Source organism: Rhodococcus sp. no. 34 (assembly GCF_054589475.1).
Genome location: NZ_BAAILK010000012.1, coordinates 479,562 through 500,731, shown reverse-complemented (window position 1 = coordinate 500,731; position 21,170 = coordinate 479,562). Strand labels below are relative to the sequence as shown.

The following is a 21,170-nucleotide window of genomic DNA, read 5'->3' as shown; positions in this document are numbered from 1 at the left end:
GCTGTGATTCTTCCGACCGCGGGGCCGTGGATTCTTTGGTGGCCAGCTAATCTTCCGGTATGGAGCTGGCGCGTGGAGCGAACACAGTCGTTGAGGGAACTTCGCTGAAGGTGGCGGTGAACGGTAGCGCCCCGGGCACGGTAGACCTGATGGTGTTCCAGCTCGACGAACGGAACAAAGTACGGGACGACGCAGATTTTGTCTTCTTCAATCAGCCGGTCTCACCCGAAGGCGCGGTGCGCTTGGAGTCCGGCGGCGTCATCGAAATCGACATTGCGAGGTTGCCCGCCGACATCCACCAGCTGAGTGTTGCCGTGGCGCTTGATGCGGCGGCAAACGGAACCCTTTCTGCTGTCGGGGGCCTTGGTGTCGTGGTGGAGCAGGCTGGTTCCACCGCTATCGTGGCTCAGGCTTTGGGTTTGACGAGTGAGAGGGCAGCGGTCCTCGTCGAGATCTATCGCCGCGGCACGGACTGGAAGGTTCGGAACGTTTCGGCGGGTTGGGACAGCGGATTGGCAGATCTGGTCACTGCATTCGGAGTCTCGGTCGACGAGGAACCGCAGAGCCGACCCGACTCGGCTGAATCGGCAGATGGCATTCGGACCGTGCCCGACGAAGCCAAACTCTCGATGGTGAAGCGGGAAAAGCTGGATCTGCGAAAGCGCGAAGTGGCCAAGGTCCTGCTGACCAAGGGTGGCAATGGAATTCGGGCACGGGTGGTCCTGGTGATCGACAAAACCGGAAGTATGGCCAAGCAGTACCGCACCAGAGTGGTGCATCGTGTAGTCGAACGCATGATTCCCGTTGCGATCCAACTCGATGACGACGGCAAGCTGGAGCCGTACTTGTATGCAGTCAGCTTCGTCAAACTTCCCGAGATCTCTGTCCATGACGCGGAAGAGTGGTCGGATACCTACCTGCACTTGCGCGGCTCGCACGGCGGATTCAACTACGACAAGATCGGCGCCGCAAATCGTGAAGTGCCGATCATGACTGAGATTCTTTCCGGCCTGACACGTGGTTCGGCGCCGACGCTCGTCCTGTTCTTCACCGACGGTGGCTTCAGCGAGCGCAAGGAAATCACGAAATTGATGCGCGAAGCGTCTGGGCTCCCGGCCTTTTGGCAGTTCGTCGGAATCGGCAAGGCCAACTACGGAGTGCTGGAGAAGCTCGACGACCTCGACGGCAGGGTGGTCGACAATGCCGGATTCTTCGCGCTGGACGACATCGACACCGTCGACGACGCCCAGTTGTACACCCGTTTGCTGAGTGAATTCCCGGATTGGCACAAGGCAGCTGTAGCCGCGGGCATCACGACGCCGTGATTTAGCTGGTCGAAACCAACTGCGGTGCATTCTCTTTCAAGAATTCGTCGATGTGCGCCCAGGTGGAGTCTCTCGCGGTGGGGCCGGCAACGAGCCCGAGGTGACTTCCCGGCGCCTTCTCGAACCGGACCGACGGCGCTCCGGTGAGGACCGACGTGATCGCTTCCACCGAAGCGATGGGTGCAATCACGTCAGTGGTGCCGCCGACCGCGAGAACAGGAACGCTCAGAGCTGACAGTTTGATCTCGCGCCCGGCAAGGGTGACAGCGTCGTTGTAGAGATTGTTGCCGAGCATGAGTTGTTCGCAGATCTGCTGAAATGCCTTGCCAGGGTATCCAGGCATGGCTGCCATGAACTTGTCTATCGATTCCATGCGAGCCAGAGTCTCGGTGTTGTGGAGGTTGCGCACGATGAACCATGGCTTGAGGACTTCGCGCTGCAACGCCGTCACCTTGTAACTCGCCTGAACGAGTGGAGCAGGCAGTCCGCCGACCAGATTGGTCGCGGAGGTGAGCGGGGTGTCGCCCGTGTATTTGCCGATCAGCCTCAACGGGCTGATAGCGGGAATCTTCGTGTAGTCAATTGGCGTGCCGATTGCCGTGATCGATGCGATCGGAAGGTCGGAGTGAGCGGACCCCGTGAGCAGAGACATGGTCCCGCCGAGGCTCCACCCGATCAGCGAAACAGGTGCGCCGTCATGTAGGTCCGAGATCGTACGGATCGCTTCCGGGATGATGTCGTCGACCCAGGCCTCGAAACCCATTCCGCGGTCGGAGTACCGCATGGTCCCGTAGTCGAGGAGGTAGGGCGTGTTTGCGCCATCCAGTAGGTGTGCGGCGAGGCTCTGGCCTGCACGAAGGTCGTAGCAGTCGGCTGAAACCGCGAGGGGAGGTACGAGGAGGACCGGATTGCCTCTTGGCGTCCACAATGCGCCGAAGCGATACAGATCGCGGTGTGGACCTTCGCTGATCAGCACCGACGGCGTGCGTTCGGCCTTTTCGACACCGTCGCCGAACGAGAGTCCCCATGCATTGCGCGCTGCGGTGTCCAGCGTCGGACGCCACGTCGCGATCAAACCACTGATATCGAGCACTGGTTCCCCTCGGAGTCGAATCGGCGGACGGCCGAGTCAGCCGCGCTCGGTGTATGTTACCTGCCTTCACATACATCGATCTCGGGGGTGTAAAAACCCAGCTCGGCAACGGAGCCACCGTGCCGAGCTGGGCTGATCGGGGTGATATGGCAGTGATCGGGTGGGGACGATCAGGCGGGGACGATCAAGCCGGTCGAGGCTGTGGCCGTCGCGTATCGCTGTGCAACGTCTTCCCAGTTGATGACGTTCCAGTAGGCCTTCACGTAGTCGGCCTTGACGTTCTTGTACTGCAGGTAGAAGGCGTGCTCCCACATGTCGAGCATGAGCAGTGGAACGATACCGATGCTGATGTTGCCTTGCTGGTCGGTGAGCTGCTCGATGACCAGGCGCTGCCCGACCGTGTCGTAGGCCAGTACTGCCCAGCCGGACCCCTGCAAAGTGGTTGCTACAGCGGAGAAGTGGTTGACGAATGCGTCGAAGGTGCCGAAGTGCTCGTCGATTGCGGCTGCCAACTCGCCCTCTGGCCGCTCACCGCCGTTGGGGGAGAGGTTCTTCCAGAAGATGGAGTGATTGGTGTGGCCGCCGAGGTGGAAGGCGAGGTTCTTGCTGAGCAGCGGCGCCTTCGCGGTGATCGTGCCGTCTTCGCGCGCAGCAGCCAACTGCTCGATTGCGCTGTTGGCGCCCGCCACGTACGTTGCGTGGTGCTTGCTGTGGTGCAGTTCCATGATCTCGCCGGAGATGTGCGGTTCGAGAGCGGCGTAGTCGTAATCCAGTTCGGGGAGAACGTATTCAGTCATGTGACATGCCTTCCTTTGAGGAAATGTTGTGAGTCGAGAGATTTCGATAGGTTCGATTGTGATAGACGAGCGGCGCTGATACGTGCTGCGGATCGATGACGTCGACGACGCGTGCAGTGACGATCACTGCGGCGCCACATGTAGTGGCATTCAAGGGAACCGCACGCAGGGCGTGGCCTGTCCCATGTAGGAACGGTTCACCCGTCGAGAGAAACGACCAGGGCATATCGTCGCCGAAGCGCACGGCGCCCCGGGTTGCGAACGTGGAAGCCAGTCGTTCGTTCGCCGAATTTGCCAGGTGAACAACAAAACTGCGGGCGGAAGCGATGACGCTCGCAGAACCTCGCAACGACTGCAGTGAAAACGCCAGAACTGCAGGATCGGCGCTGATCGAGATCACCGACGACGACGTGATGCCGGCCGGGCCGTCATCGCCCGTTGCGGTGATGATCGAGACGCCGGCGGGATGGTTCCGGAACGCCTCGACGAAGGAGTTTCGGATGGACGGCTCCGCATCAACAGAGTCGTCCGAAACAGATTGGGTGCCAACCAGTTTTGTGGTCACTCCTCGCCCCTCTTCTGTCTCGGGTTTTGCTGCCGTTGCACTGTCTTGTGCAATACCGACGTTAAAACCTCGAGTGCAGTTGAGGTCAAGGTGCTGTGGCGGACCTCACCGTCCGAGCTTGGCTGCCAGACGTTCCATGTATCCGACAACCTCTTCGGGGCTCTTGTCCGGAGTGCCGAACATTGCTTCGGTGACACCGATGTCTGCCCAGTGGGCGAGCTTCTCCGGATCGGGTTTGCCTGCCAGGACGGTTATTTCAGGCTCACCGACTCTGCCTGCTTCGGCCCAGATCTTTCGAAGGAGTTCCACGTTTCCGTCGATCTCCTGCTCGATGGGTGTAGTGATCCACCCGTCGGCAGACTTTGCGATCCACTTGAAAGTCTTCTCGTTGCCGCCGCCGCCCAAGAGGATGGGAGGACGGGGCTTCTGAACTGGTTTGGGCCACGCCCAACTAGGCCCGTACTTCACGAATTGGCCGTCGTACGAAGCTTCTTCCTTCGACCACAGTTCACCCATGGCTTCGAGATACTCCCGGAGTGCGGTCCGGCGTTTGTTGGGCGGTACGCCGTGGTCGGCGAGTTCCTCTGCATTCCAGCCGAATCCGACGCCGAAGACCACGCGTCCGCCGGAAAGATGGTCCAGCGATGCGATGGTTTTCGCGAGAGTGATCGGATCGTGTTCGAGGGGGAGAGCCACGGAGGTGCCCAATCGGATGGTGTTCGTGACCGACGCGGCGGTGCCGAGGGCAACCCAGGGGTCGAGTGTGCGCATGTAACGGTCGTCGGGCAATTCGGCCGACTGGGTTCCGGGGTGATCGGAATCCCTCGAGACAGGGATGTGAGTGTGCTCCGGAACGTAAAAGGCGTCGAATCCATTCGCCTCCGCAGCCTTTGCTGCATCGGCAGGGCGGATGCCGCGATCACTGGTGAACAGGCTGAGTCCGTAGCGCACTGGTTCTCCTTCGATGGTCCGTCGAAAAACTGTAACCTGTTGCATCTTCGTTCGGATAGGTTTCCAGCCCAGTAAATCGATTGCCGACGTGACCGGGGACGTGGTGAACTCGGGCGGACTTGTTGTGGGTCGAGAAGTGGATGCAGTAGAGGTGGATGCAGTAGTGATGGATGCAGCGGAGATGAATCGGTTGTCGTGGAATGCGGCGACCGTCGCTCACAACAGTCACAAAGGGGACCAGGCACAGTTCTTTCGCAACGGCGGGTCGACCTTGTTTCCGGAAGAAGTGGCGCTGCTCGGCGAGATCGACGGCTCCTCGATTCTTCATCTGCAGTGCAATTCCGGTCAGGATTCGTTGAGTTTGGCTGCTCTCGGTGCCACAGTGACCGGCGTCGACATCGCGGATTCCGCGATCGACTTCGCCCGAACCTTGTCCGCGGAATCCGATATTGCCGCCGATTTCGAGCGTGCCGATGTATCTGCGTGGCTCCGCGCTGCTGCCGCTGGCCAGAGAAAGTTCGACCGAGTCTTTTCTTCGTACGGAACGGTGATCTGGTTACCCGATCTCGACGAGTGGGCCGAGGGGATTGCCGGTGTTCTGGCGCCGAACGGTCGATTCGTTCTGGTGGAGTTTCATCCGTTTGCCATGTGTTTCGACGAGAAGTGGTCGCTGACATACCCGTACGGAGGCGGGACTCCCGTGACCGAACCCCGTGGCGTGGGCGACTACGTGGCAGATTCGGCCGATCTCATCTTGCCAGGCGCTGAGGGAAACGGAGTCGAGAACTTCGAAAATCCTTTCCCCTCATGTGAATTCAACTGGTCCATTTCCGAGGTGCTAGGAGCTTTGCGGCGCGCCGGATTGACGCTCGAGTCTTTCGACGAGTACCCGTACGCCAACGGTTGGCAAGGATTCGAGGAGATGGCTGAACTCGGCGGCAAGCGTTGGGGAGTCCCGGCCGGACGACCCGAGATCCCGCTCATGTATTCGCTGTCGGTTCGCTTGGCCGACTGACGCCTATTTCCCCCGCATTTGCGGGTAATTGCAGACACAGGTAGTAATTACCCCCATGCCCTCGACGCCACTGACACGACGCATCGCCGTCGACCTGTGCCGTCTTGGTGCCAACTGCTGTTGCTGTTAATTCCTTCCGACTCTCCTGAGTGAGAATGGCGCCGCTCTGTGCGCCTTCGCCCCTGCATATGCGCTCGTTGCTGCATGTGTGCCGGAATTTTCCGTACGTCGAGGAAGAACAGCGATGTCGACTCCTGTCGAAGCAATAGAACCAACATCAGTCACGGAACCGAACCGTGAGCCGCGTCGGCCGTGGACTTCGAGTGCGACCACTGTTGGACTGCCGGTGCTTTCCGTGATCGCATTCTTGGCCCTGTGGCAGGTCGCTGCCGCGAGCGGCACCTGGAGTGAGACCTTCGTGCCGTTCCCGAGCACGGTCTGGCATGCCTTCGTCAACACGATGACCACGCACGACGGAGTGCGCGGCTACCAGGGTTACCTGCTCTGGGAGCACCTCTACATGACGCTGCGACGGGTGCTGGTCGGTGTGATCATCGGCGTCGGATTGGGCGTGATCCTCGGTTTGGCCATGGGATCGGTGACATGGCTGCGGAGCCTGCTCGAACCGTGGTTGACGTTCCTGCGCGCACTGCCGCCCCTGGCGTATTTCTTCCTGCTGGTGATCTGGCTGGGAATCGATGAGGCGCCGAAGATTACATTGCTGGCGCTCGCTGCTCTTCCGCCGGCAGCGGTGGCCACCACAGCTGCTGTGGTCGCGGCGCCGGTCGGACTGGTCGAAGCGGCCAGGGCCCTGGGAGCCTCACGGGCGCAAGTGATCCGGGACGTCGTCGTCCCGTCGGCCTTACCGGAAACTTTCACGGGCATTCGGCTGTCGGTAGGTATGGCGTACTCGTCGGTGGTCGCGGCCGAACTGTTCAACGGCATCCCCGGAATCGGCGGAATGGTCAAGGATGCAAGCAATTACAACAACACGCCGGTCGTGCTGGTGGGGATCTTTGCCATCGGATTCTCCGGCCTGATCATCGACGGACTGCTGCGGGCTGCAGAGCGCCGCGCCGTTCCCTGGAGGGGAAAAGTATGACTGACAATCAGAAACACGCCAGCAGCAATCTGAAGCGCAGCAGTAATTCGACGCGCAATGAAGGAAGGGCTGCCCGGACGGCGTTCACGGTGCTGATCGGCGTCCTTGCCCTTGTTCTCGGTGCGTGCTCGGTGGATCATTCGGGCCAGGATTCGTCCAAGGAAACGATCCGTATCGCTTACCAGTCGTTCCCGAGCGGCGACTTGATAGTCAAGAACAATCGCTGGCTCGAAGACGCACTGCCCGAGTACAACGTGAAGTGGACGAAGTTCGATTCGGGAGCCGACATCAACACCGCCTTCATCGCCGGTGAAATCGACTTCGGCGCAATCGGTTCGAGCCCGGTTGCTCGTGGCCTCTCGGCACCGCTGAACATTCCGTACCAGGTTGCGTTTGTTCTCGACGTGGCCGGCGACAACGAAGCCCTGGTGGCGCGCAACGCAACCGGAATCAAGACCGTCGCAGATCTGCGTGGCAAGAAAGTGGCCACGGCATTCGCCTCGACCGCGCACTACAGTCTGCTGGCAGCGCTGAACCAGGCCGGACTCAGTGCCGACGACGTCCAATTGGTGGATCTCCAGCCGCAAGCATCCCTCGCAGCCTGGCAGCGCGGTGACATCGATGTCGTCTACACCTGGCTGCCCACGCTCGACGAACTCCGTAAGGACGGAACACAGTTGATCGCCAGCCGTGAGCTCGCGACAGCAGGAAAGCCGACACTCGATCTTGGTGTGGTGTCGACTGCGTTTGCCAAGGATCACCCCGAGATCGTCGACACCTGGCGCCAGGTTCAGGCCCGCGCGCTCACGACGATCGCCACTGATCCGAACGCGGCAGCGGAAGCTGTTGCCGCACAATTAGGCGCCTCGAAGGAAGACGCGGCAGCGCAGTTGAAACAGGGTGTGTTCCTCACTCCGGAGCAGATCTCCTCGCCGGAATGGTTGGGCACCGAGGGCGCTCCCGGGAATCTGGCAGTGAACCTGCAGAGTGCAGCGCAATTCCTGGCCGAGCAGAAGCAGATCGACAGTGTGCCTGATCTGGCGGTCTTTCAGAATGCTCTCTATGTGAAGGGGCTTCCCGATGTCCTTGACCAGTAGCGTGACCGCGCAGCAGGCCTCGGGAGGATTCGCTGCCGACCGCCCGGGCGCGATCCGAATCGACACCGTCTCGCACAGGTACGGCCACGGTCGAGAGTCCGTCACGGCACTCGGGCCCGTATCGATCGACGTCACACCTGGTGAGTTTCTGGTTCTCGTCGGAGCGTCGGGTTGCGGCAAGAGCACATTGCTGCGGCTGATCGCGGGATTCGAAAACCCATCCAGTGGAACGGTTCAGGTCTCCGGATCCGACCCGATTCCCGGGTCGAGTGCGGGAGTGGTGTTTCAGCAGCCACGGCTCTTTCCGTGGAAATCGGTGGGCGGCAACATCGATCTGGCACTCAAATACGCCGGCGTTGCAAAGAGCGAGCGCGGGCGAAGGCGCGACGAGCTTCTCGACCGCGTCGGTCTGGTCGGCACTGCGGACCGGCGTATCTGGGAAATCTCCGGCGGGCAGCAGCAGCGGGTGGCAATTGCTCGTGCCTTGGCGGCCGAAACGTCGTTGCTCCTGTTGGACGAACCCTTTGCCGCGCTGGACGCCCTCACTCGCGAGCGTCTGCAGGAGGACCTGCGCAACGTCAGTGCCGAATCGGGGCGAACAAGTGTCTTCGTCACTCACAGTGCCGACGAGGCAGCCTTTCTCGGCTCCCGCGTCGTAGTTCTGACAAGCCGGCCGGGCAAGGTCGCGCTCGACCTGAAAATCGATCTGCCACGAACCGGCGTCGATCCCGACGATCTCCGAGGCTCACCCGAATACGCGGCATTCCGAGCCGAAGTCGGCCATGCGGTCAAGGTTGCAGCTGCAGCGTAGGTACCCTGCGCGTCGACTACCAGGTGGCCGCGTCGATAATGGGAAGGAGAACGTGCAGGACACGACGAACAAGGAGTGGTCATGGCAACTGAGGTGGAGTCCGGTGACCTCGTGCAGGCAGCCGGCCATGCGGGTCCGTGGACGGTAGTCGAAGTTCGCCAGGGGATGGCGCTGCTCGAACACAGTGACGGGCACAGGTTGTCGCGTCGAACGACGACGTTGACCGTCGTCCGCAAGGGCTCGGGCAAGAAGGCAACGGCCGTCGAAGACGGGAACGACGAAAACGGATCGCCAACTCTGTTCGACTGAAACCGCAGCTCGACTGATCTTCCGTCAGTTCGAGACGGCGTCAGCTGGAGAAAATGTCGTCTACGCCTTTGTCGAAGTATTCGGCGATTCGGAACGCCAGTGACAGACGTGGGTCGAAGTGACCCTTCTCGATAGAGATGACGGTCTGGCGTGTGATGCCGAGCGCGTCGGCGCACGCTTGCTGTGACAATCCGGCTGCCGTACGAAGTTCTTGAAGGTTGTTGCGCATCAGATCTCGTCAGATCTCGAATGTGGGGTGCGGTCCCTCGACACTGCCCAGTACCGGATTCCGAAGTCGGCCAGACCGAGGGCTGTAAACATTACGAGCGGCAGTTCGGGAGCGCCGAAGACATTGTGCGCGATCAGCGCGATCCCCATGGCAGTGATCAAGTCGGTGAACGCGCCGAAGCCGGCCTTGCGACTCCATTCTGTTTCGACGGTGTCCTCGGGGTAGGCGGGGGCCTTGTCGTTCTCCGATGGAAAAAGGGCCCACGCCGACCCGATACAAGCCGGTGCCATGACGATTGCGAAGACGATGAAGGCCAACGTCTTCCGATCATCGGCGGTCAATGCTGCAAAAAAGCTGAAGGCTAGCGTTGCTGCGACGCCGATACCGATGATCAGGCTCCACCGTGCCGTGGTGCTCATGAAGCCTCCCAGGTGTAAGAGTTCTTTGACATGCCTGAGCGTAGGTCTACGTGCGCTGGATGTCAAAGAACTCTTACATCGCGCTGAGGGTCAAGCGACCCCGAAAGGCGCTGCGTATGAAAACTTCCCTGTCTGATCGGGGCGGTGCGTGGTGAGGGTCCTGATCTGAAAGTGCTCGCCCCACTCGGCTTCCGGAGACTCGATCCCGGCGTCCGTGCTGGTGACGAACCCGAACTGCGGGTAGTACTCGGTGCTGCCCAGGAGGGCGAGCAGTGGCACGTCCAGAGCGTCGGACGCACCGATCACCGCGTGCATCAACGCCGAACCGACGCCGCTGCGTTGGTTGTCCGGTGTGACTGCCAACGGGCCGAGGCCAACCGCCTCAACGGGACCGACCCATCCGCGTGTTCCGATCACGAAACCAACGATCTCATCACCGGCGACGGCGACAAGGGACAACTTCGGTAAGTAGTCGTTCGAGGCGAAGAGCTGACGTGTCAGTTCGATCTCGTAGGGAGACTCGCCGGGCGGCGCTTGGTCGGCAAACGCCGCCCCGAGCAGTGAATAGATTGCGTCACGGTCGGAAGAAGTTTCGCGGCGGATGTACATGGCCACGAAACTACCCGCTTCATCTCCGATCGTGCTCCTCGTTTTCGGCCTGACGTGCCACTCGCTTTTCGTAATCCGCACGCCCGTTCGGATCTACCGATGTCAGCGCGCGGCGATCGTCGATCACCCGGCGTCCGATGTTGATCATCCATTCGGGTACTACAGCGTCGATGAGGTCCCAGCCCGCAAGGTAACGCGGAACAGTAGTTTCGGCTCGCCGGTGCGCGACCGTGTCGACGACAGCTTTGGCCACGACCTCGGGTTCAACCGTCGGCATGCCCTTTCCGAGTGGCACACCGGAGGAGAGCCCGGTGCGCACCGCGCTGGGCAGGATGGCGCTGACGCTGACTCCGGAATCTGCGAATTCGACACGAGCAGAGGCGGAAAGGCCCACCGCACCGAACTTGCTTGCGTTGTACACGGCCATTCCTGGCACCGGTAGCTTGCCTGCCATGGATGCGATGTTGACGACGTGGCCGCGTCGCCGATCCACCATGCCTGGCAGCACGGTGCGCATCCCGTGAATCGGGCCCCAGACATTGACGTCGAGGGTTACTCGACTGGTGGCGTCGGACTCGTCGAGGAAGCTGCCGAGCGGCATCACGCCCGCATTGTTGACCAGAATGTCGATGTGACCGAATTCGCCGATCACTGTGGAGACGAACACATCCCAGGATTCGCGTGAGGTGACGTCCAGAGCGTACCCGCGGGCCCGTGCGCCGATGGATGCGGCGGTGTCGACGGCCGTCTCCTCGTCGAGGTCGCCGACGCAGACGAGTGCGCCGCGAGCTGCGAACAACTCCGCTGTGGCCCGGCCGATTCCGCGGCCACCTCCGGAGATGACGACGACTGCTCCGTCGAGATCGATCGGCGGGTAGGTGGTGCCGAAAAGGCTCATGTGGTGTACTCCGGTTCGGGGGTGGTGGTGGGCTCAGCGGGGGTGTCGTCTGACGCAGGGTTGTCGGACAGCGTGTGGTTGTAGGCGTATGGATCGAAGGCCCGTAGCCGTCGACGCATGGCTCCTGACGACCACGGCCAGTTGAAGCTGTTGCGGCCGTTGACGTCGAAGAAATAGCTTTCGCAACCACCAGCGTTGTAGACCGTTGTACCCAATGCCTCCTGAACTTGAGAGTTGAAGGCTGCCTGTACTTCCGGGCGCACGTCGATGGTTTTCCAGCCGTGCCGACGAGCGTGGCCGATCGCCTGTGCCACATAGTTCAGTTGGGCTTCCAGAATCATGAAGGCCGACGTGTGTCCGGTGCCGAGGCTCGGGCCCAGCAGAATGAACGCGTTGGGGAATCCGCTGACGGCGGAACCGAAGTACGCCCGCGGGCTTCCCTGCCAATGATCGTCGAGTGATCGACCTTCTCCGTCGAATACCTTTGATGCAATGGGCATGTCGAGGATGTGGAATCCCGTTCCGAAGATGATGGCGTCCACTTCCGATTCCACTCCGTCGGCTCCGATCACGGTGTTGCCGTGGATCTCTTCGACTGCGTTGGCATGGACGGTCACGTTGGGTCTGCCGAGGGCCGGGTAGTACGAGTTCGACATGAGTAGTCGCTTGCAACCGAGGGTGTAGTCGGGAGTCAGCGCCTTGCGTAGCTTCGGATCGCGCACCTGCAAGCGCAATTGGGCCGACCCGAGTTTCTGCACGATACGCAGAATCCACGGATTGCGGAACCCCAATCCAAGCGCTTCCATGATTCCGTATTCGATGCTGCGTAGAGCCTTGTGCGCTCCCGGTACGAATCGCATGACGGACCTTTCGATCCGCGGTACGTAGTGATCGGGTTTGGGAAGGACCCATTGAGCGGTGCGTTGGTAAAGGTGAAGGGCGGACACGTCGGAGACGATGCGCGGCACGAATTGGACTGCGGAAGCGCCGGTACCTACGACGGCGACGCGCTTTCCGGTCAAGTCGTAGTCGTGATTCCACTGCGAGGAATGAAACACCTCGCCCTCGAACGTTTCCAGCCCGGGAATCGCCGGCGTCAAGGGTTCGTTCCACGGGCCGGCGGCGGCTATCACGAATCGAGCAGTGAGTTCACCGCTGGAAGTTGTGATCTTCCAGAGTGATTGCGATGCGTCCCACTGTGCGGAGAGCATTTCGACCCCGAAGCGAACGTGCTTGTCGACGCCGTGGCGGACGGCCGTGTCCTCGATGTACTCGCGGATCTCCGGCTGCTCCGCGAACAGTCGGGTCCAATCCGGATTGGCGGCAAAGGAATACGAGTACAGGCCGGACGGAACGTCGCAGGCACAACCGGGATAGGTGTTGGCGCGCCAGGTGCCGCCGAGGGAGTCAGCTTTCTCGAGCAGGACAAAATTGTCGATCCCGAGGCGCTGCAGGTGAATTGCGGCACCGATCCCGGAGATCCCGCCACCGATGATCACGACCTCGAAGTGGTCAGTTCTGTTGTTCACTGAGTCTGCGCTTTCACTGGTGGGACGGGGTGGAGTGGAACGGGCGCGCATCGAGTTCGCGTTTCACGCTCGCACGTGTTGTACGTAGTGATGATTCGAACGTGGCGAGCCGCCGTCGGCCGTCCATGAAGTTGGCGCCCATGACGGCGAGATCGTCGTCGGTGGCGTCTATGCGCAAGACCCTGGTTCCCGCAGCGCGGACCAGTTCGATTTCCCGGTCGAGGCCCTTGGACATGGAGTTCCGCAGGGCGCCGCGTTCGATGCGGGCAGCACCGCGCGCCGGCTTCAGTGTTCGAGATGCCATGGGCGCCAGTACAACCAGCTCGTCGAGTTCGAGGGGGAGCAGGAGGTCTACCGATGCCGTGGATGCCGCGCCGCCGTCGATGTACCTGACGCCGTCGATGGTGACAGGTGGGAACCAGCCGGGAATCGCCCAAGACGCTCGAAGCGCTTCACCGACTGTCGCTTTCGGAGCCCCCTGTGCCCCGAACGCGACCCGTCGCCCGGTTCTGTAGTCCATGGATACCATGTACGCGCACGGATGTGGGAGCCACGAATCGCCAGGGGCAAGAGATTCGGCGAGCGTGGTGAGCCAGGACGGGTCGCCGCCACCACGCGGTGCGATACCGCTCATCCGGCTCAGAACGGGAAGATCTCGACGCGTCACCAGTCGTGGATTGCCGATCCCCAAACTCGGTAGTGGCGGGATTTTTCCGGGTGCCGATGCTGTGTGGGCGAGGAGTTCGGGACGTGCGGCGGGTTCTCCGAGTTGCATGGCTACCAGCTCGTCGACGCCGACTCCGCTGCCGAGCATTGTCACGAACTCGGCTCCGGCGGACGTGCCGATGATGGCGGTGGCTTCGCGGGGATCCCAGTCGAGGGCGTCCCGAACCGAGGCGAGGGCAGCAACGGTCCAGGCGAAGCCGAGGGTGCCGCCGCATCCGATTGCCAAGCCGCGTCTAGGCGCGCTGTGTCGTCCGGGCCCGGGCGCGGTGGTGCCGGTCACTTCTGAAGTCATATTTCGGAGACTATCAGTATCTGAATAACGTGGGTACCCCAAATTTGGGTTTCGGGAGTGCGCCTGCGGTGCGCTTCCGGTATTCGGCTACCGTTGGAATCTCGATACTCAGAACCGCGAGGAGGTTCCGATGGCGCGATTGACCAGGCAGGAAGCGCAGGCGATGACCCGCGAGACCTTGTTGGCGACGGCCGTCGAACATTTCCTCGATCGCGGGTACGCCGCCGCGTCGCTCGATCAGATCGCCGAGGATGCCGGCTATTCCAAAGGTGCGGTGTACTCGAACTTCAAGAACAAGGACGAGTTGTGCGCCGAGGTGCTCGGCCGAATCAGGTTGACCAAGGTCGGCGAGATCACCTCACAGCTCGGAGCCAATTCGACGCTCGACGACGCGGTGGCCGAGTTCGCGCGATGGGCCGAGCGAACCATCGGGGACAAGAGATGGACGCTGCTCGAAGTCGAGTTCTCGGTGCGATCGCGGCACAGCGAAGAGATCCGCGAAAAGATCGCGACGGGTGCCGATCAGGTGCGCGGATTGATTGCCGGAGTGGTGCAACATCTTGCCGAGTCCAACGGCGTGACGCCGGCACTGGACCCGAACGCCGCGGCACTGCGCATACTCAGCGTCGGAATCGGTTTGGGGCTACAGCGTGCGATCAGCCCTGAGCTGCCTGTTGATCCGCTGGTGGATACGTTGCGGGAGATTTTGCTGGGTGGGTGAGTAGAACGCGGAGCATTCCGCCGATCTCGGCGACGGCGGTGCGCGAACCGGCGCTCGGTCCCAGAACGTTGACGAAGCCGTGGATGAACCCGCGATAGCGTCGATCGGTCACGTGAACACCGTTGTCGCGCAATCGAGCTGCGTAGGCTTCGCCTTCGTCCCGGAGTGGATCGAATCCCGCCGTGATCACGATGGCCGGCGGCAGTCCGGTCGCGTCGGGGGCGCGTAGCGGCGACACCATCGGATCGAGTCGATCGGCATTGCTGCCGAGGAAGCTGGACTCGTAGAAGTTCATGTTGGCCTCGGTCAGGAAGAAACCTTCACCGAACGTCGTTCGCGAGGGGGCCTTCTCGTGAAAGTCGGTCGCGGGGTAGATCAACAGCTGCGCCGCCGGTGGGGTCTTGCCGTCGTCGCGGGCACGCGGCGCGACCGTTGCGGAAAGATGCCCGCCCGCGCTGTCGCCCCCGACAGCGATGCGCGTCGGGTCTGCGCAGAACTCGTCGGCGCGGTCGACGATATCGAGGTAGGCGGCATAGGCATCGTGTACCGGTGTGGGGAAAGCGAATTCGGGTGAGAGCCGGTAGTCGACCGAGATGACCCGTGCGCCGGAGGTTTCGGCCAACAGGCGGCACGGGGCATCGTGGGATTCGATGCTGCCCTGTACCCACCCGCCGCCGTGGAAATAGACGAGCAGAGCGCCAGTGTCGGCTGTCGGGACGTAGAGCCGGGCGCGAAGCGGGCCGTCGGCACCCGAAACGGAGATCTCCTCGGTGTGGACGGGCGTGGGCCTGCCGCCCATCATGATCGCGGTTCGGGTGAGATTGGCGCGAGCAGCGGCGAGTGACTGGGGATCGGTTGAATGCGAGGGGAGTGGCCGCGTCTTCGCGAGCGTGAGCAGAAGGTGTGCGTCGGCGTCGAGCGTGTTGCCCTCGATGACGACGGGTGGTCCGGTGATTCGACGTTTCACCGCGCTGGGCAGTGCGAATGCGGCTGCCACCAAGGATGCTTCGGCGCGATCTCGAATGCTGCGGCTGCTGGCCTGCTTCACGGATTCCGACACGTGGCGCAGACTACCAAGCATGACTACTGCGGCACTGTCGATCACGCAGATCGAGAACACACATCTGGTTCGGTGCGGTCACGCCAATTGGGTCCTGGTCGAAGAGGGGTCCGATCTGACCTTGATCGACGGCGGATATCCGGCCAACGGCACCGACGTCGAACGCTCGATCGAACAGATCGGTCACCAGCTCGGGGATGTTCGGGCAATTCTCGTCACTCACGCGCACATCGATCACATCGGTGGGATCGCGGACATCGTGACTCGGCTCGAGGTTCCGGTCCTGATGGATCCGTTGGAAGTGCCGCATGCGAAGAGGGAGTATCTGCAACAGTTGTCGCCGGCCGGAGTTCCGTTGCTGTTGTGGCGGCGAGGTGCTCCGAAATGGCTTCGCGACGTGATCGGAGTCGGCGCGTTGAAAGGTGCGGAACTGCCTCGGGCACAGTCCTTTGCGTCCGGTGGTGCGCTGGACGTTCCCGGTCGGATCGTGCCGATTCCCACTCATGGGCATACCGACGGCCACAGCGCTTACCTTGTTCCCGACGCAGGAGTGATCGCGTCGGGTGACGCTCTGGTGACCGGACACGCGACGTCGAGCATCGCCGGACCACAATTTCTGGTGTGCCCCTTCAATCATGACCGTGAAGCGACGGACCAGGCGTTGGACAATATCGCCGCTGCACCTGCCGGCGTGCTGTTTCCCGGACACGGTCCGGTTTACGAGGGCAGCATGACTGCCGCGGTCGAACAGGCCCGAGCGGGCCGGACAAGGATGCGTCCATGACTACTGTCGAAACGGTCGACGAAGGTGCGGTGCACGGTTTCCTTCATCGACCTGCTTCTGTGTCCTTCGCGTCGCCCGTCGCCACGCTTGCACTGACTCACGGCGCAGGAAGTAACTGCGACACCGTGCTGTTGCGTGCTGTTGCCGACGGCTTTGCTGCGGCAGGAGTGCAAGTTCTGCGCTTCGATCTCGCGTTTCGGGTGCGTCGAGCTTCGGGGCCTCCGCATCCGTCGCGTGCTGCGGAGGATCGCGCGGGCATTGCCGAGGTGATTGCTGCTCTTCGCAAGGACTACTCGGTGCCCGGACCCGTTCTGCTCGGCGGACATTCGTACGGCGGTCGGCAGGCGTCGATGCTTGCGGCGGAGAACCCGGGACTTGTCGACGGCCTGGTCCTTCTCTCCTATCCACTGCATCCACCGAAGAAGCCCGAGAAGCTCAGAACCGAACACCTGCCCGACCTGAACACACCGACCGTTGTCGTCCACGGTTCGAAGGACGAGTTCGCGACAACGGAGGAGATGCGGGCAGCACTCGCCTTGATTCCCGCCGCGACGCGTCTGGTGGAGTTCGAAGGAGCTCGACACGACTTGTCCGTGGTGAAATTTCCGGTGGTGGAGGAGACAGTCGCGGCCGCATCGGCGGTGTTTGCGTTCTGAACGCCCAGCGGGCGGTTGCTCGTGTCGGTGGTTCCTGGTGAGATCGAACCATGAGTGCCCAGCCGTATCAGCCCAGTGCCCTGTCCGACGTCACGGTGAGCGTCGACGGTGACGACACAGTCGTCAGCTTTCCTCGGGTGCTGCCGTATTCCGTCGAGAAGGTGTGGGAGGCGATCACCGACCCGGAGATGTTGGCGCAATGGACGCCGTACACCGCCGATCGGAACCTGAGCCGTACCGGTGATGCGGTGATCACCATGCTCACCGAGGACGGCGCCCCCGAAATGTCGCTGCCGGTCACCGTTCACGTCGTGGAGACCACTCGGCGGCTCGAACACGAGTGGGGCCCGGACGAATTGGTGTGGGACCTGACCCCGATCGAAGGCGGTACCCGCGTCGTGCTGACGCAGAGGTCGCGCGCCGAGGGGATGGCGTCGGCGCTCGCTGCGGGGTGGCATCTGTGCTTCGACGTACTCGATGCCCTTTTGGCAGGCGAGCCCTTCGGGCCGATCGTGGGTGAACGGGCGCGCGAGTACGGCTGGGACGCACTCAACTCCGGTTACGCGCGACAGTTGGGCATCGACGAATCTCAGGTCTGGTAGCTGCTCAGAGTTTGCGACTGGCAGGCTTTCTGGTGGAGGCTCGCGCGATCAGTTCGACGGGAAGCTTCACGGATTCGACGTTCTTGCCGGAGATCAGTGCCAGTAGGTGCTCGAGCCCGGTCGCACCGATCTTTCGGGCGGGGGACCTGACCGTCGTCAGGGGCACCGGGAGTTGGGAGACAACCGGAATGTCGTTGTAGCCGACCAACGCAAGATCGTCGGGAATGCTCAACCCGAGATCACGGGCCACACCGAGTACGCCGATCGCGATGGTGTCGCTCACCGTGAAAACGGCGTCAGGGCGCGTGTTCCCGCTGAGCAGTGTGGCCGCCGCATCGACACCCCCTTGAACTTCGAACTCGGACGCCACTATTCGGTGCGGCGGCAGTTCCAGACCGGCTTCGGCCAGGGCATCGCGGAAACCCGCGACGCGTTCCCGCGACGTGCTGGCGTGATCCGGCCCCGCGATCACTCCGAGATCGCGATAGCCGCAGTCCAGTAGATGCTTCCCCGCGAGGTAGCCGCCGAGGCGGTCGTCGCCGCTGACAAAGGGAAGGCTTCGGTTGACGGATGACGTCGCCGAGTCGATGTGCCGGTTCAGCAGCAGGATCGGCAGTGAGCGCAGGGGGAGCGAGTCGACGAAATCGGTACCCGGCAGGTGGATGCTGCTCAGCATGAGACCGTCGACCTGTCGGCTCACCAGGAACTCGACCGCTTTGCGTTGCGCTTCCAGATCGTCGGGCGGGCTGGAGAGCAAGACGGAGTACCCGGCTGCGGTGGCGGCTTCCTCGATGCCTTGGAACATGGTGGCCACTACAACGTCTGTCAGTCTCGGCATCACGACGCCGATGGTGGTGGTCTTGCGGGTACGAAGGCTGGCCGCCCACAGGTTCGGTTGGTAACCGAGTTCCTCGGCAACCTGACGAACTCGGAGTGCGGAGTCGGACCAACCGTCGGCGGGCTCGGGCTGACGGAGGACCCGCGACGCCGTCGAGATGTGGACCCCGGCCTGGTCGGCGATTTCGCGCAGCGTCGGCGGACGGCCGTTGCTGCGGTTCGACGGATCGGGCGTCATCTGCGTCGTGGCTCCTGGTGTGCGTCGGTTCTGAGTTGGTTCGGTGTCGGTCGGCAGTTCGGGGATTGACGGGTGCGCAACCGGGCTCTACTCTAGGCGATGCAAACGATTGCGCAATCGTTCTCGCAAAGGATTGCGCCCGAGAACACTGGAGGCCCCGTGACCACTCCGCAGTCCCTGTCCGAGCTTTTTGCCATCGATACCCTGCTGGACGCCGAGGAGATCGCGATCCGCGACACGGTCCGCAAGATGGTCGACGATCGCATTCGCCCGCACGTAGGTGAATGGTTCGAAGCGGCAGCACTGCCGGCTCGTGAGCTGGCCAAGGAACTGGGCGCGCTCGGCGTACTGGGCATGCACCTCGAGGGCTACGGCTGTGCCGGGATGAGCGCCACGGCGTACGGGTTGGCCTGCCAGGAACTCGAAGCTGTCGATTCGGGCATTCGCAGCCTCGTCTCGGTCCAGGGCTCGCTCGCCATGTTCGCGATCCACCACAACGGAAGTGAAGAGCAGAAGGAAGAATGGCTCCCGCGAATGGCGGCGGGTGAAGCCATCGGCTGCTTCGGTCTCACGGAACCCGATTTCGGATCCAACCCCGGCGGTATGCGAACCAACGCCAAGCGCGACGGGGACGACTGGATCCTCAACGGCACCAAGATGTGGATCACCAACGGCTCCATCGCGGACGTCGCCGTGGTCTGGGCTCGAACCGACGACGGCGTGCGCGGATTTGTCGTTCCCACCGACACTCCGGGATTCTCCGCCCCCGAGATCAAGAACAAGATGTCGCTCCGGGCGTCGGTCACCTCGGAACTGGTGCTCGAGGACGTGCGTCTGCCTGCCTCGGCGATGCTGCCCAAGGCTCGCGGACTGTCCGGCCCGCTCGGCTGCCTCAACGAGGCACGCTTCGGCATCATCTTCGGGGCAATGGGTGCAGCACGTGACTGCCTCGAGACTGCGATCTCATATGCACGTGATCGCAAGGTCTTCGACAAGTCGCTCGCCGCGTATCAGATCACCCAGGCCAAGATCGCCGACATGGCAGTCGAATTGGGCAAGGGGCAGTTGCTCGCCATCCACCTCGGGCGCCTCAAGGACGCCGGGACGGTTCGCCCCGAGCAGGTCAGCACCGGCAAGCTCAACAATGTCCGCGAGGCCATCAAGATCGCCCGTGAATGCCGAACCATTCTGGGCGCCAACGGCATCACGCTCGAGTATCCCGTGATCCGGCACGCCAACAACCTCGAATCCGTTCTCACCTACGAGGGCACGTCCGAGGTTCACCAGCTCGTGATCGGCCGCGCTCTCACCGGTGAAGAAGCTTTCCGGTGACGGCAGACGCTGTCGGAGCGCTCGACGGGTTGGTGATCGCTGATTTCGGCCGCGTCCTCGCCGGTCCGTACGCCACGATGATTCTCGCCGACCTGGGTGCCGAGGTCGTCAAGATCGAGCGGCCGGGTGTCGGGGACGACACTCGCAGCTGGGGCCCACCGTGGGTGGGGGACGAGTCGAGCTACTTTCTGTCGGTGAACCGCAACAAGAAGTCGGTCACTCTGGACCTGCGCGAGCGCGAGGATCTGGAGAGTGCACGCGAGCTGGTTCGCAATGCGGACGTCGTGGTGCAGAACTTCCTGCCGGGAACGATGGACCGTCTGGGGCTGGGCTACGACGCTGTCCGAGAAATGAATCCGCGTGCGGTCTACTGCTCGATCAGCGGCTTCGGTGGCAACAACTCTCTGCCGGGATACGACCTGTTGATTCAGGCGGTCGGCGGATTGATGAGTATCACCGGACCCGATCCCAAGACTCCCACCAAGGTCGGTGTCGCGGTGGTCGACGTCATCACCGGCCTGCATGCCAGCGTGGGAATCCTTGCAGCGCTGCGCCATCGCGATCGCACAGGCGAAGGGCAGCACGTCGAGGTCAATCTGTTGTCCTCGTTGCTGTCCGCACTGGCCAACCAGTCGTCCGGCTACGTGGCCGCGGGCGTGGTGCCGCAGGCAATGGGCAACCGGCATCCGAGCATCGCACCATACGAGGTATTCGACACCGCGGACCGTCCGCTGGTCCTCGCGGTCGGCAATGATCGGCAATTCAGTTCGTTGACAGAGGTTCTCGGAGTTTCCGAACTTGCCGCTGATGCGCGTTTCGCGTCCAACAGCGACAGGGTTGCGCATCGAGAAGAACTGTTCGACGCCGTCACTGCTGCATTGGCCAAGGGCTCTGCGGACTCGTGGTTCGAGGCACTGACCGAGCGAGGTGTTCCGTGTGGGCCTCTCAACGACATCGCCGACGCGATAGCGCTGGCGGAACGGCTGAATCTCGATCCGGTGGTGTCCATCGACGACCCGCGTCGCGATGCACCGACTCGGCAGGTAGCCAATCCGATTCGGATGAGCGGCACGCCGGCAACCTATCGGTCGGCCCCGCCGCGGTTGGGTGAGGACAGCGTTCCCACTCCGTCCGGAGTCAGTTGACCCAAGCGAATCGGCCACCGGAATACCG

24 protein-coding genes are annotated in these 21,170 nt (G+C 62.3%); 12 read left to right on the top strand and 12 right to left on the bottom strand.

All coding sequences use genetic code 11. From position 1 onward, the window contains the following. Positions 1-59: 59 nt before the first annotated feature. Entirely contained in the window at positions 60-1,325 is a 1,266-nt protein-coding gene (locus ACYP01_RS03270) for a vWA domain-containing protein (protein ID WP_459678641.1), read from the top strand. Position 1,326: 1 nt separating this feature from the next. On the opposite strand, the gene ACYP01_RS03265 is transcribed toward ACYP01_RS03270, so the two are convergent. The 4 genes from ACYP01_RS03265 to ACYP01_RS03250 form a co-directional block, all read right to left on the bottom strand. Then, positions 1,327-2,418, bottom strand: a complete 1,092-nt coding sequence (locus tag ACYP01_RS03265) for an alpha/beta fold hydrolase (protein WP_256063084.1) — start codon at positions 2,416-2,418, stop codon at positions 1,327-1,329. A gap of 170 nt (positions 2,419-2,588) precedes the next feature. Next, the gene (locus ACYP01_RS03260; protein WP_003940303.1) at positions 2,589-3,215 is read right to left on the bottom strand and encodes a superoxide dismutase; all 627 of its coding nucleotides are present in this window, start codon (positions 3,213-3,215) and stop codon (positions 2,589-2,591) included. Then, positions 3,208-3,780 (bottom strand): flavin reductase family protein, encoded by a 573-nt coding sequence (locus tag ACYP01_RS03255; protein ID WP_003940431.1) that lies wholly within the window; start codon positions 3,778-3,780, stop codon positions 3,208-3,210. The genes ACYP01_RS03260 and ACYP01_RS03255 overlap by 8 nt, the downstream gene beginning before the upstream one ends. Positions 3,781-3,885: 105 nt before the next feature. Then, complete coding sequence (locus ACYP01_RS03250; RefSeq protein ID WP_231782506.1) at positions 3,886-4,731, bottom strand: LLM class F420-dependent oxidoreductase; 846 nt, start codon at positions 4,729-4,731, stop codon at positions 3,886-3,888. An 88-nt stretch (positions 4,732-4,819) separates the two neighbouring features. Between ACYP01_RS03250 and ACYP01_RS03245 the strand changes: the two genes are divergently transcribed. The 5 genes from ACYP01_RS03245 (at position 4,820) to ACYP01_RS03225 (ending at position 9,065) form a co-directional block, all read left to right on the top strand. Continuing rightward, positions 4,820-5,746, top strand: a complete 927-nt coding sequence (locus ACYP01_RS03245; RefSeq protein WP_459678639.1) for a class I SAM-dependent methyltransferase — start codon at positions 4,820-4,822, stop codon at positions 5,744-5,746. A 244-nt stretch (positions 5,747-5,990) separates the two neighbouring features. After that, positions 5,991-6,848: an ABC transporter permease gene (locus ACYP01_RS03240; RefSeq protein ID WP_003939782.1), complete on the top strand. Its 858-nt coding sequence runs from the start codon at positions 5,991-5,993 to the stop codon at positions 6,846-6,848. Next, complete coding sequence (locus ACYP01_RS03235) at positions 6,845-7,945, top strand: taurine ABC transporter substrate-binding protein (protein ID WP_459678638.1); 1,101 nt, start codon at positions 6,845-6,847, stop codon at positions 7,943-7,945. The genes ACYP01_RS03240 and ACYP01_RS03235 overlap by 4 nt, the downstream gene beginning before the upstream one ends. Continuing rightward, complete coding sequence (locus tag ACYP01_RS03230; RefSeq protein ID WP_459678636.1) at positions 7,929-8,756, top strand: ABC transporter ATP-binding protein; 828 nt, start codon at positions 7,929-7,931, stop codon at positions 8,754-8,756. The genes ACYP01_RS03235 and ACYP01_RS03230 overlap by 17 nt, the downstream gene beginning before the upstream one ends. Before the next feature lie 81 nt (positions 8,757-8,837). Beyond that, positions 8,838-9,065, top strand: a complete 228-nt coding sequence (locus ACYP01_RS03225; RefSeq protein ID WP_007733785.1) for a hypothetical protein — start codon at positions 8,838-8,840, stop codon at positions 9,063-9,065. Positions 9,066-9,105: 40 nt separating this feature from the next. On the opposite strand, the gene ACYP01_RS03220 is transcribed toward ACYP01_RS03225, so the two are convergent. The 6 genes from ACYP01_RS03220 to ACYP01_RS03195 form a co-directional block, all read right to left on the bottom strand. Continuing rightward, positions 9,106-9,294 (bottom strand): helix-turn-helix transcriptional regulator, encoded by a 189-nt coding sequence (locus tag ACYP01_RS03220; protein ID WP_373937780.1) that lies wholly within the window; start codon positions 9,292-9,294, stop codon positions 9,106-9,108. Next, entirely contained in the window at positions 9,294-9,713 is a 420-nt protein-coding gene (locus ACYP01_RS03215; RefSeq protein ID WP_030535224.1) for a hypothetical protein, read from the bottom strand. The genes ACYP01_RS03220 and ACYP01_RS03215 overlap by 1 nt, the downstream gene beginning before the upstream one ends. 90 nt (positions 9,714-9,803) lie before the next feature. Continuing rightward, positions 9,804-10,322 (bottom strand): GNAT family N-acetyltransferase, encoded by a 519-nt coding sequence (locus ACYP01_RS03210; protein WP_003940356.1) that lies wholly within the window; start codon positions 10,320-10,322, stop codon positions 9,804-9,806. Between the two features lie 19 nt (positions 10,323-10,341). Further along, positions 10,342-11,220 (bottom strand): SDR family oxidoreductase, encoded by an 879-nt coding sequence (locus ACYP01_RS03205; protein ID WP_007733788.1) that lies wholly within the window; start codon positions 11,218-11,220, stop codon positions 10,342-10,344. Beyond that, on the bottom strand, positions 11,217-12,749 hold the full coding sequence (locus ACYP01_RS03200) for a flavin-containing monooxygenase (protein WP_054187715.1): 1,533 nt from the start codon (positions 12,747-12,749) through the stop codon (positions 11,217-11,219). The genes ACYP01_RS03205 and ACYP01_RS03200 overlap by 4 nt, the downstream gene beginning before the upstream one ends. A gap of 13 nt (positions 12,750-12,762) precedes the next feature. Next, entirely contained in the window at positions 12,763-13,767 is a 1,005-nt protein-coding gene (locus tag ACYP01_RS03195) for a patatin-like phospholipase family protein (RefSeq protein WP_054831204.1), read from the bottom strand. A gap of 130 nt (positions 13,768-13,897) precedes the next feature. On the opposite strand from ACYP01_RS03195, the gene ACYP01_RS03190 reads away from it, so the two are divergent. Continuing rightward, on the top strand, positions 13,898-14,488 hold the full coding sequence (locus ACYP01_RS03190) for a TetR/AcrR family transcriptional regulator (protein WP_030535226.1): 591 nt from the start codon (positions 13,898-13,900) through the stop codon (positions 14,486-14,488). Here ACYP01_RS03190 and ACYP01_RS03185 read toward each other — a convergent pair. Next, a complete protein-coding gene (locus ACYP01_RS03185; RefSeq protein ID WP_459678633.1) occupies positions 14,424-15,548 on the bottom strand; it encodes an alpha/beta hydrolase in 1,125 nt (374 codons plus the stop codon). The genes ACYP01_RS03190 and ACYP01_RS03185 overlap by 65 nt on opposite strands. A 19-nt stretch (positions 15,549-15,567) precedes the next feature. Between ACYP01_RS03185 and ACYP01_RS03180 the strand changes: the two genes are divergently transcribed. The 3 genes from ACYP01_RS03180 to ACYP01_RS03170 are packed head-to-tail and all read left to right on the top strand — an operon-like array spanning position 15,568 to position 17,590. Beyond that, entirely contained in the window at positions 15,568-16,332 is a 765-nt protein-coding gene (locus ACYP01_RS03180; RefSeq protein ID WP_459678631.1) for an MBL fold metallo-hydrolase, read from the top strand. Continuing rightward, on the top strand, positions 16,329-16,988 hold the full coding sequence (locus tag ACYP01_RS03175) for an alpha/beta hydrolase family protein (protein ID WP_054825157.1): 660 nt from the start codon (positions 16,329-16,331) through the stop codon (positions 16,986-16,988). The genes ACYP01_RS03180 and ACYP01_RS03175 overlap by 4 nt, the downstream gene beginning before the upstream one ends. 50 nt (positions 16,989-17,038) lie before the next feature. Beyond that, positions 17,039-17,590 carry an SRPBCC family protein gene (locus tag ACYP01_RS03170; protein WP_003940599.1) on the top strand — a complete coding sequence of 184 codons (552 nt, stop codon included), beginning with the start codon at positions 17,039-17,041 and terminating at the stop codon, positions 17,588-17,590. 4 nt (positions 17,591-17,594) lie between these two features. On the opposite strand, the gene ACYP01_RS03165 is transcribed toward ACYP01_RS03170, so the two are convergent. Beyond that, positions 17,595-18,665, bottom strand: a complete 1,071-nt coding sequence (locus ACYP01_RS03165) for a LacI family DNA-binding transcriptional regulator (protein ID WP_054831205.1) — start codon at positions 18,663-18,665, stop codon at positions 17,595-17,597. A gap of 159 nt (positions 18,666-18,824) precedes the next feature. Here ACYP01_RS03165 and ACYP01_RS03160 point away from each other — a divergent pair, with 159 nt between their 5' ends. Both ACYP01_RS03160 and ACYP01_RS03155 read left to right on the top strand, forming a co-directional pair. After that, positions 18,825-19,997, top strand: a complete 1,173-nt coding sequence (locus ACYP01_RS03160) for an acyl-CoA dehydrogenase family protein (RefSeq protein ID WP_003939770.1) — start codon at positions 18,825-18,827, stop codon at positions 19,995-19,997. Then, positions 19,994-21,142, top strand: a complete 1,149-nt coding sequence (locus ACYP01_RS03155) for a CaiB/BaiF CoA transferase family protein (RefSeq protein WP_003939934.1) — start codon at positions 19,994-19,996, stop codon at positions 21,140-21,142. The genes ACYP01_RS03160 and ACYP01_RS03155 overlap by 4 nt, the downstream gene beginning before the upstream one ends. Positions 21,143-21,170 lie beyond the last annotated feature (28 nt).

Coding starts and splice junctions, on each gene's coding strand:
- ACYP01_RS03240 (WP_003939782.1), top strand. CDS start 5,991: ATGTCGACTCCTGTCGAAGCAATAGAACCAACATCAGTCACGGAACCG.
- ACYP01_RS03170 (WP_003940599.1), top strand. CDS start 17,039: ATGAGTGCCCAGCCGTATCAGCCCAGTGCCCTGTCCGACGTCACGGTG.
- ACYP01_RS03230 (WP_459678636.1), top strand. CDS start 7,929: ATGTCCTTGACCAGTAGCGTGACCGCGCAGCAGGCCTCGGGAGGATTC.
- ACYP01_RS03225 (WP_007733785.1), top strand. CDS start 8,838: ATGGCAACTGAGGTGGAGTCCGGTGACCTCGTGCAGGCAGCCGGCCAT.
- ACYP01_RS03180 (WP_459678631.1), top strand. CDS start 15,568: ATGACTACTGCGGCACTGTCGATCACGCAGATCGAGAACACACATCTG.
- ACYP01_RS03205 (WP_007733788.1), bottom strand. CDS start 11,220: ATGAGCCTTTTCGGCACCACCTACCCGCCGATCGATCTCGACGGAGCA.
- ACYP01_RS03175 (WP_054825157.1), top strand. CDS start 16,329: ATGACTACTGTCGAAACGGTCGACGAAGGTGCGGTGCACGGTTTCCTT.
- ACYP01_RS03215 (WP_030535224.1), bottom strand. CDS start 9,713: ATGAGCACCACGGCACGGTGGAGCCTGATCATCGGTATCGGCGTCGCA.
- ACYP01_RS03165 (WP_054831205.1), bottom strand. CDS start 18,665: ATGACGCCCGATCCGTCGAACCGCAGCAACGGCCGTCCGCCGACGCTG.
- ACYP01_RS03220 (WP_373937780.1), bottom strand. CDS start 9,294: ATGCGCAACAACCTTCAAGAACTTCGTACGGCAGCCGGATTGTCACAG.
- ACYP01_RS03235 (WP_459678638.1), top strand. CDS start 6,845: ATGACTGACAATCAGAAACACGCCAGCAGCAATCTGAAGCGCAGCAGT.
- ACYP01_RS03210 (WP_003940356.1), bottom strand. CDS start 10,322: ATGTACATCCGCCGCGAAACTTCTTCCGACCGTGACGCAATCTATTCA.
- ACYP01_RS03260 (WP_003940303.1), bottom strand. CDS start 3,215: ATGACTGAATACGTTCTCCCCGAACTGGATTACGACTACGCCGCTCTC.
- ACYP01_RS03195 (WP_054831204.1), bottom strand. CDS start 13,767: ATGACTTCAGAAGTGACCGGCACCACCGCGCCCGGGCCCGGACGACAC.
- ACYP01_RS03190 (WP_030535226.1), top strand. CDS start 13,898: ATGGCGCGATTGACCAGGCAGGAAGCGCAGGCGATGACCCGCGAGACC.
- ACYP01_RS03270 (WP_459678641.1), top strand. CDS start 60: ATGGAGCTGGCGCGTGGAGCGAACACAGTCGTTGAGGGAACTTCGCTG.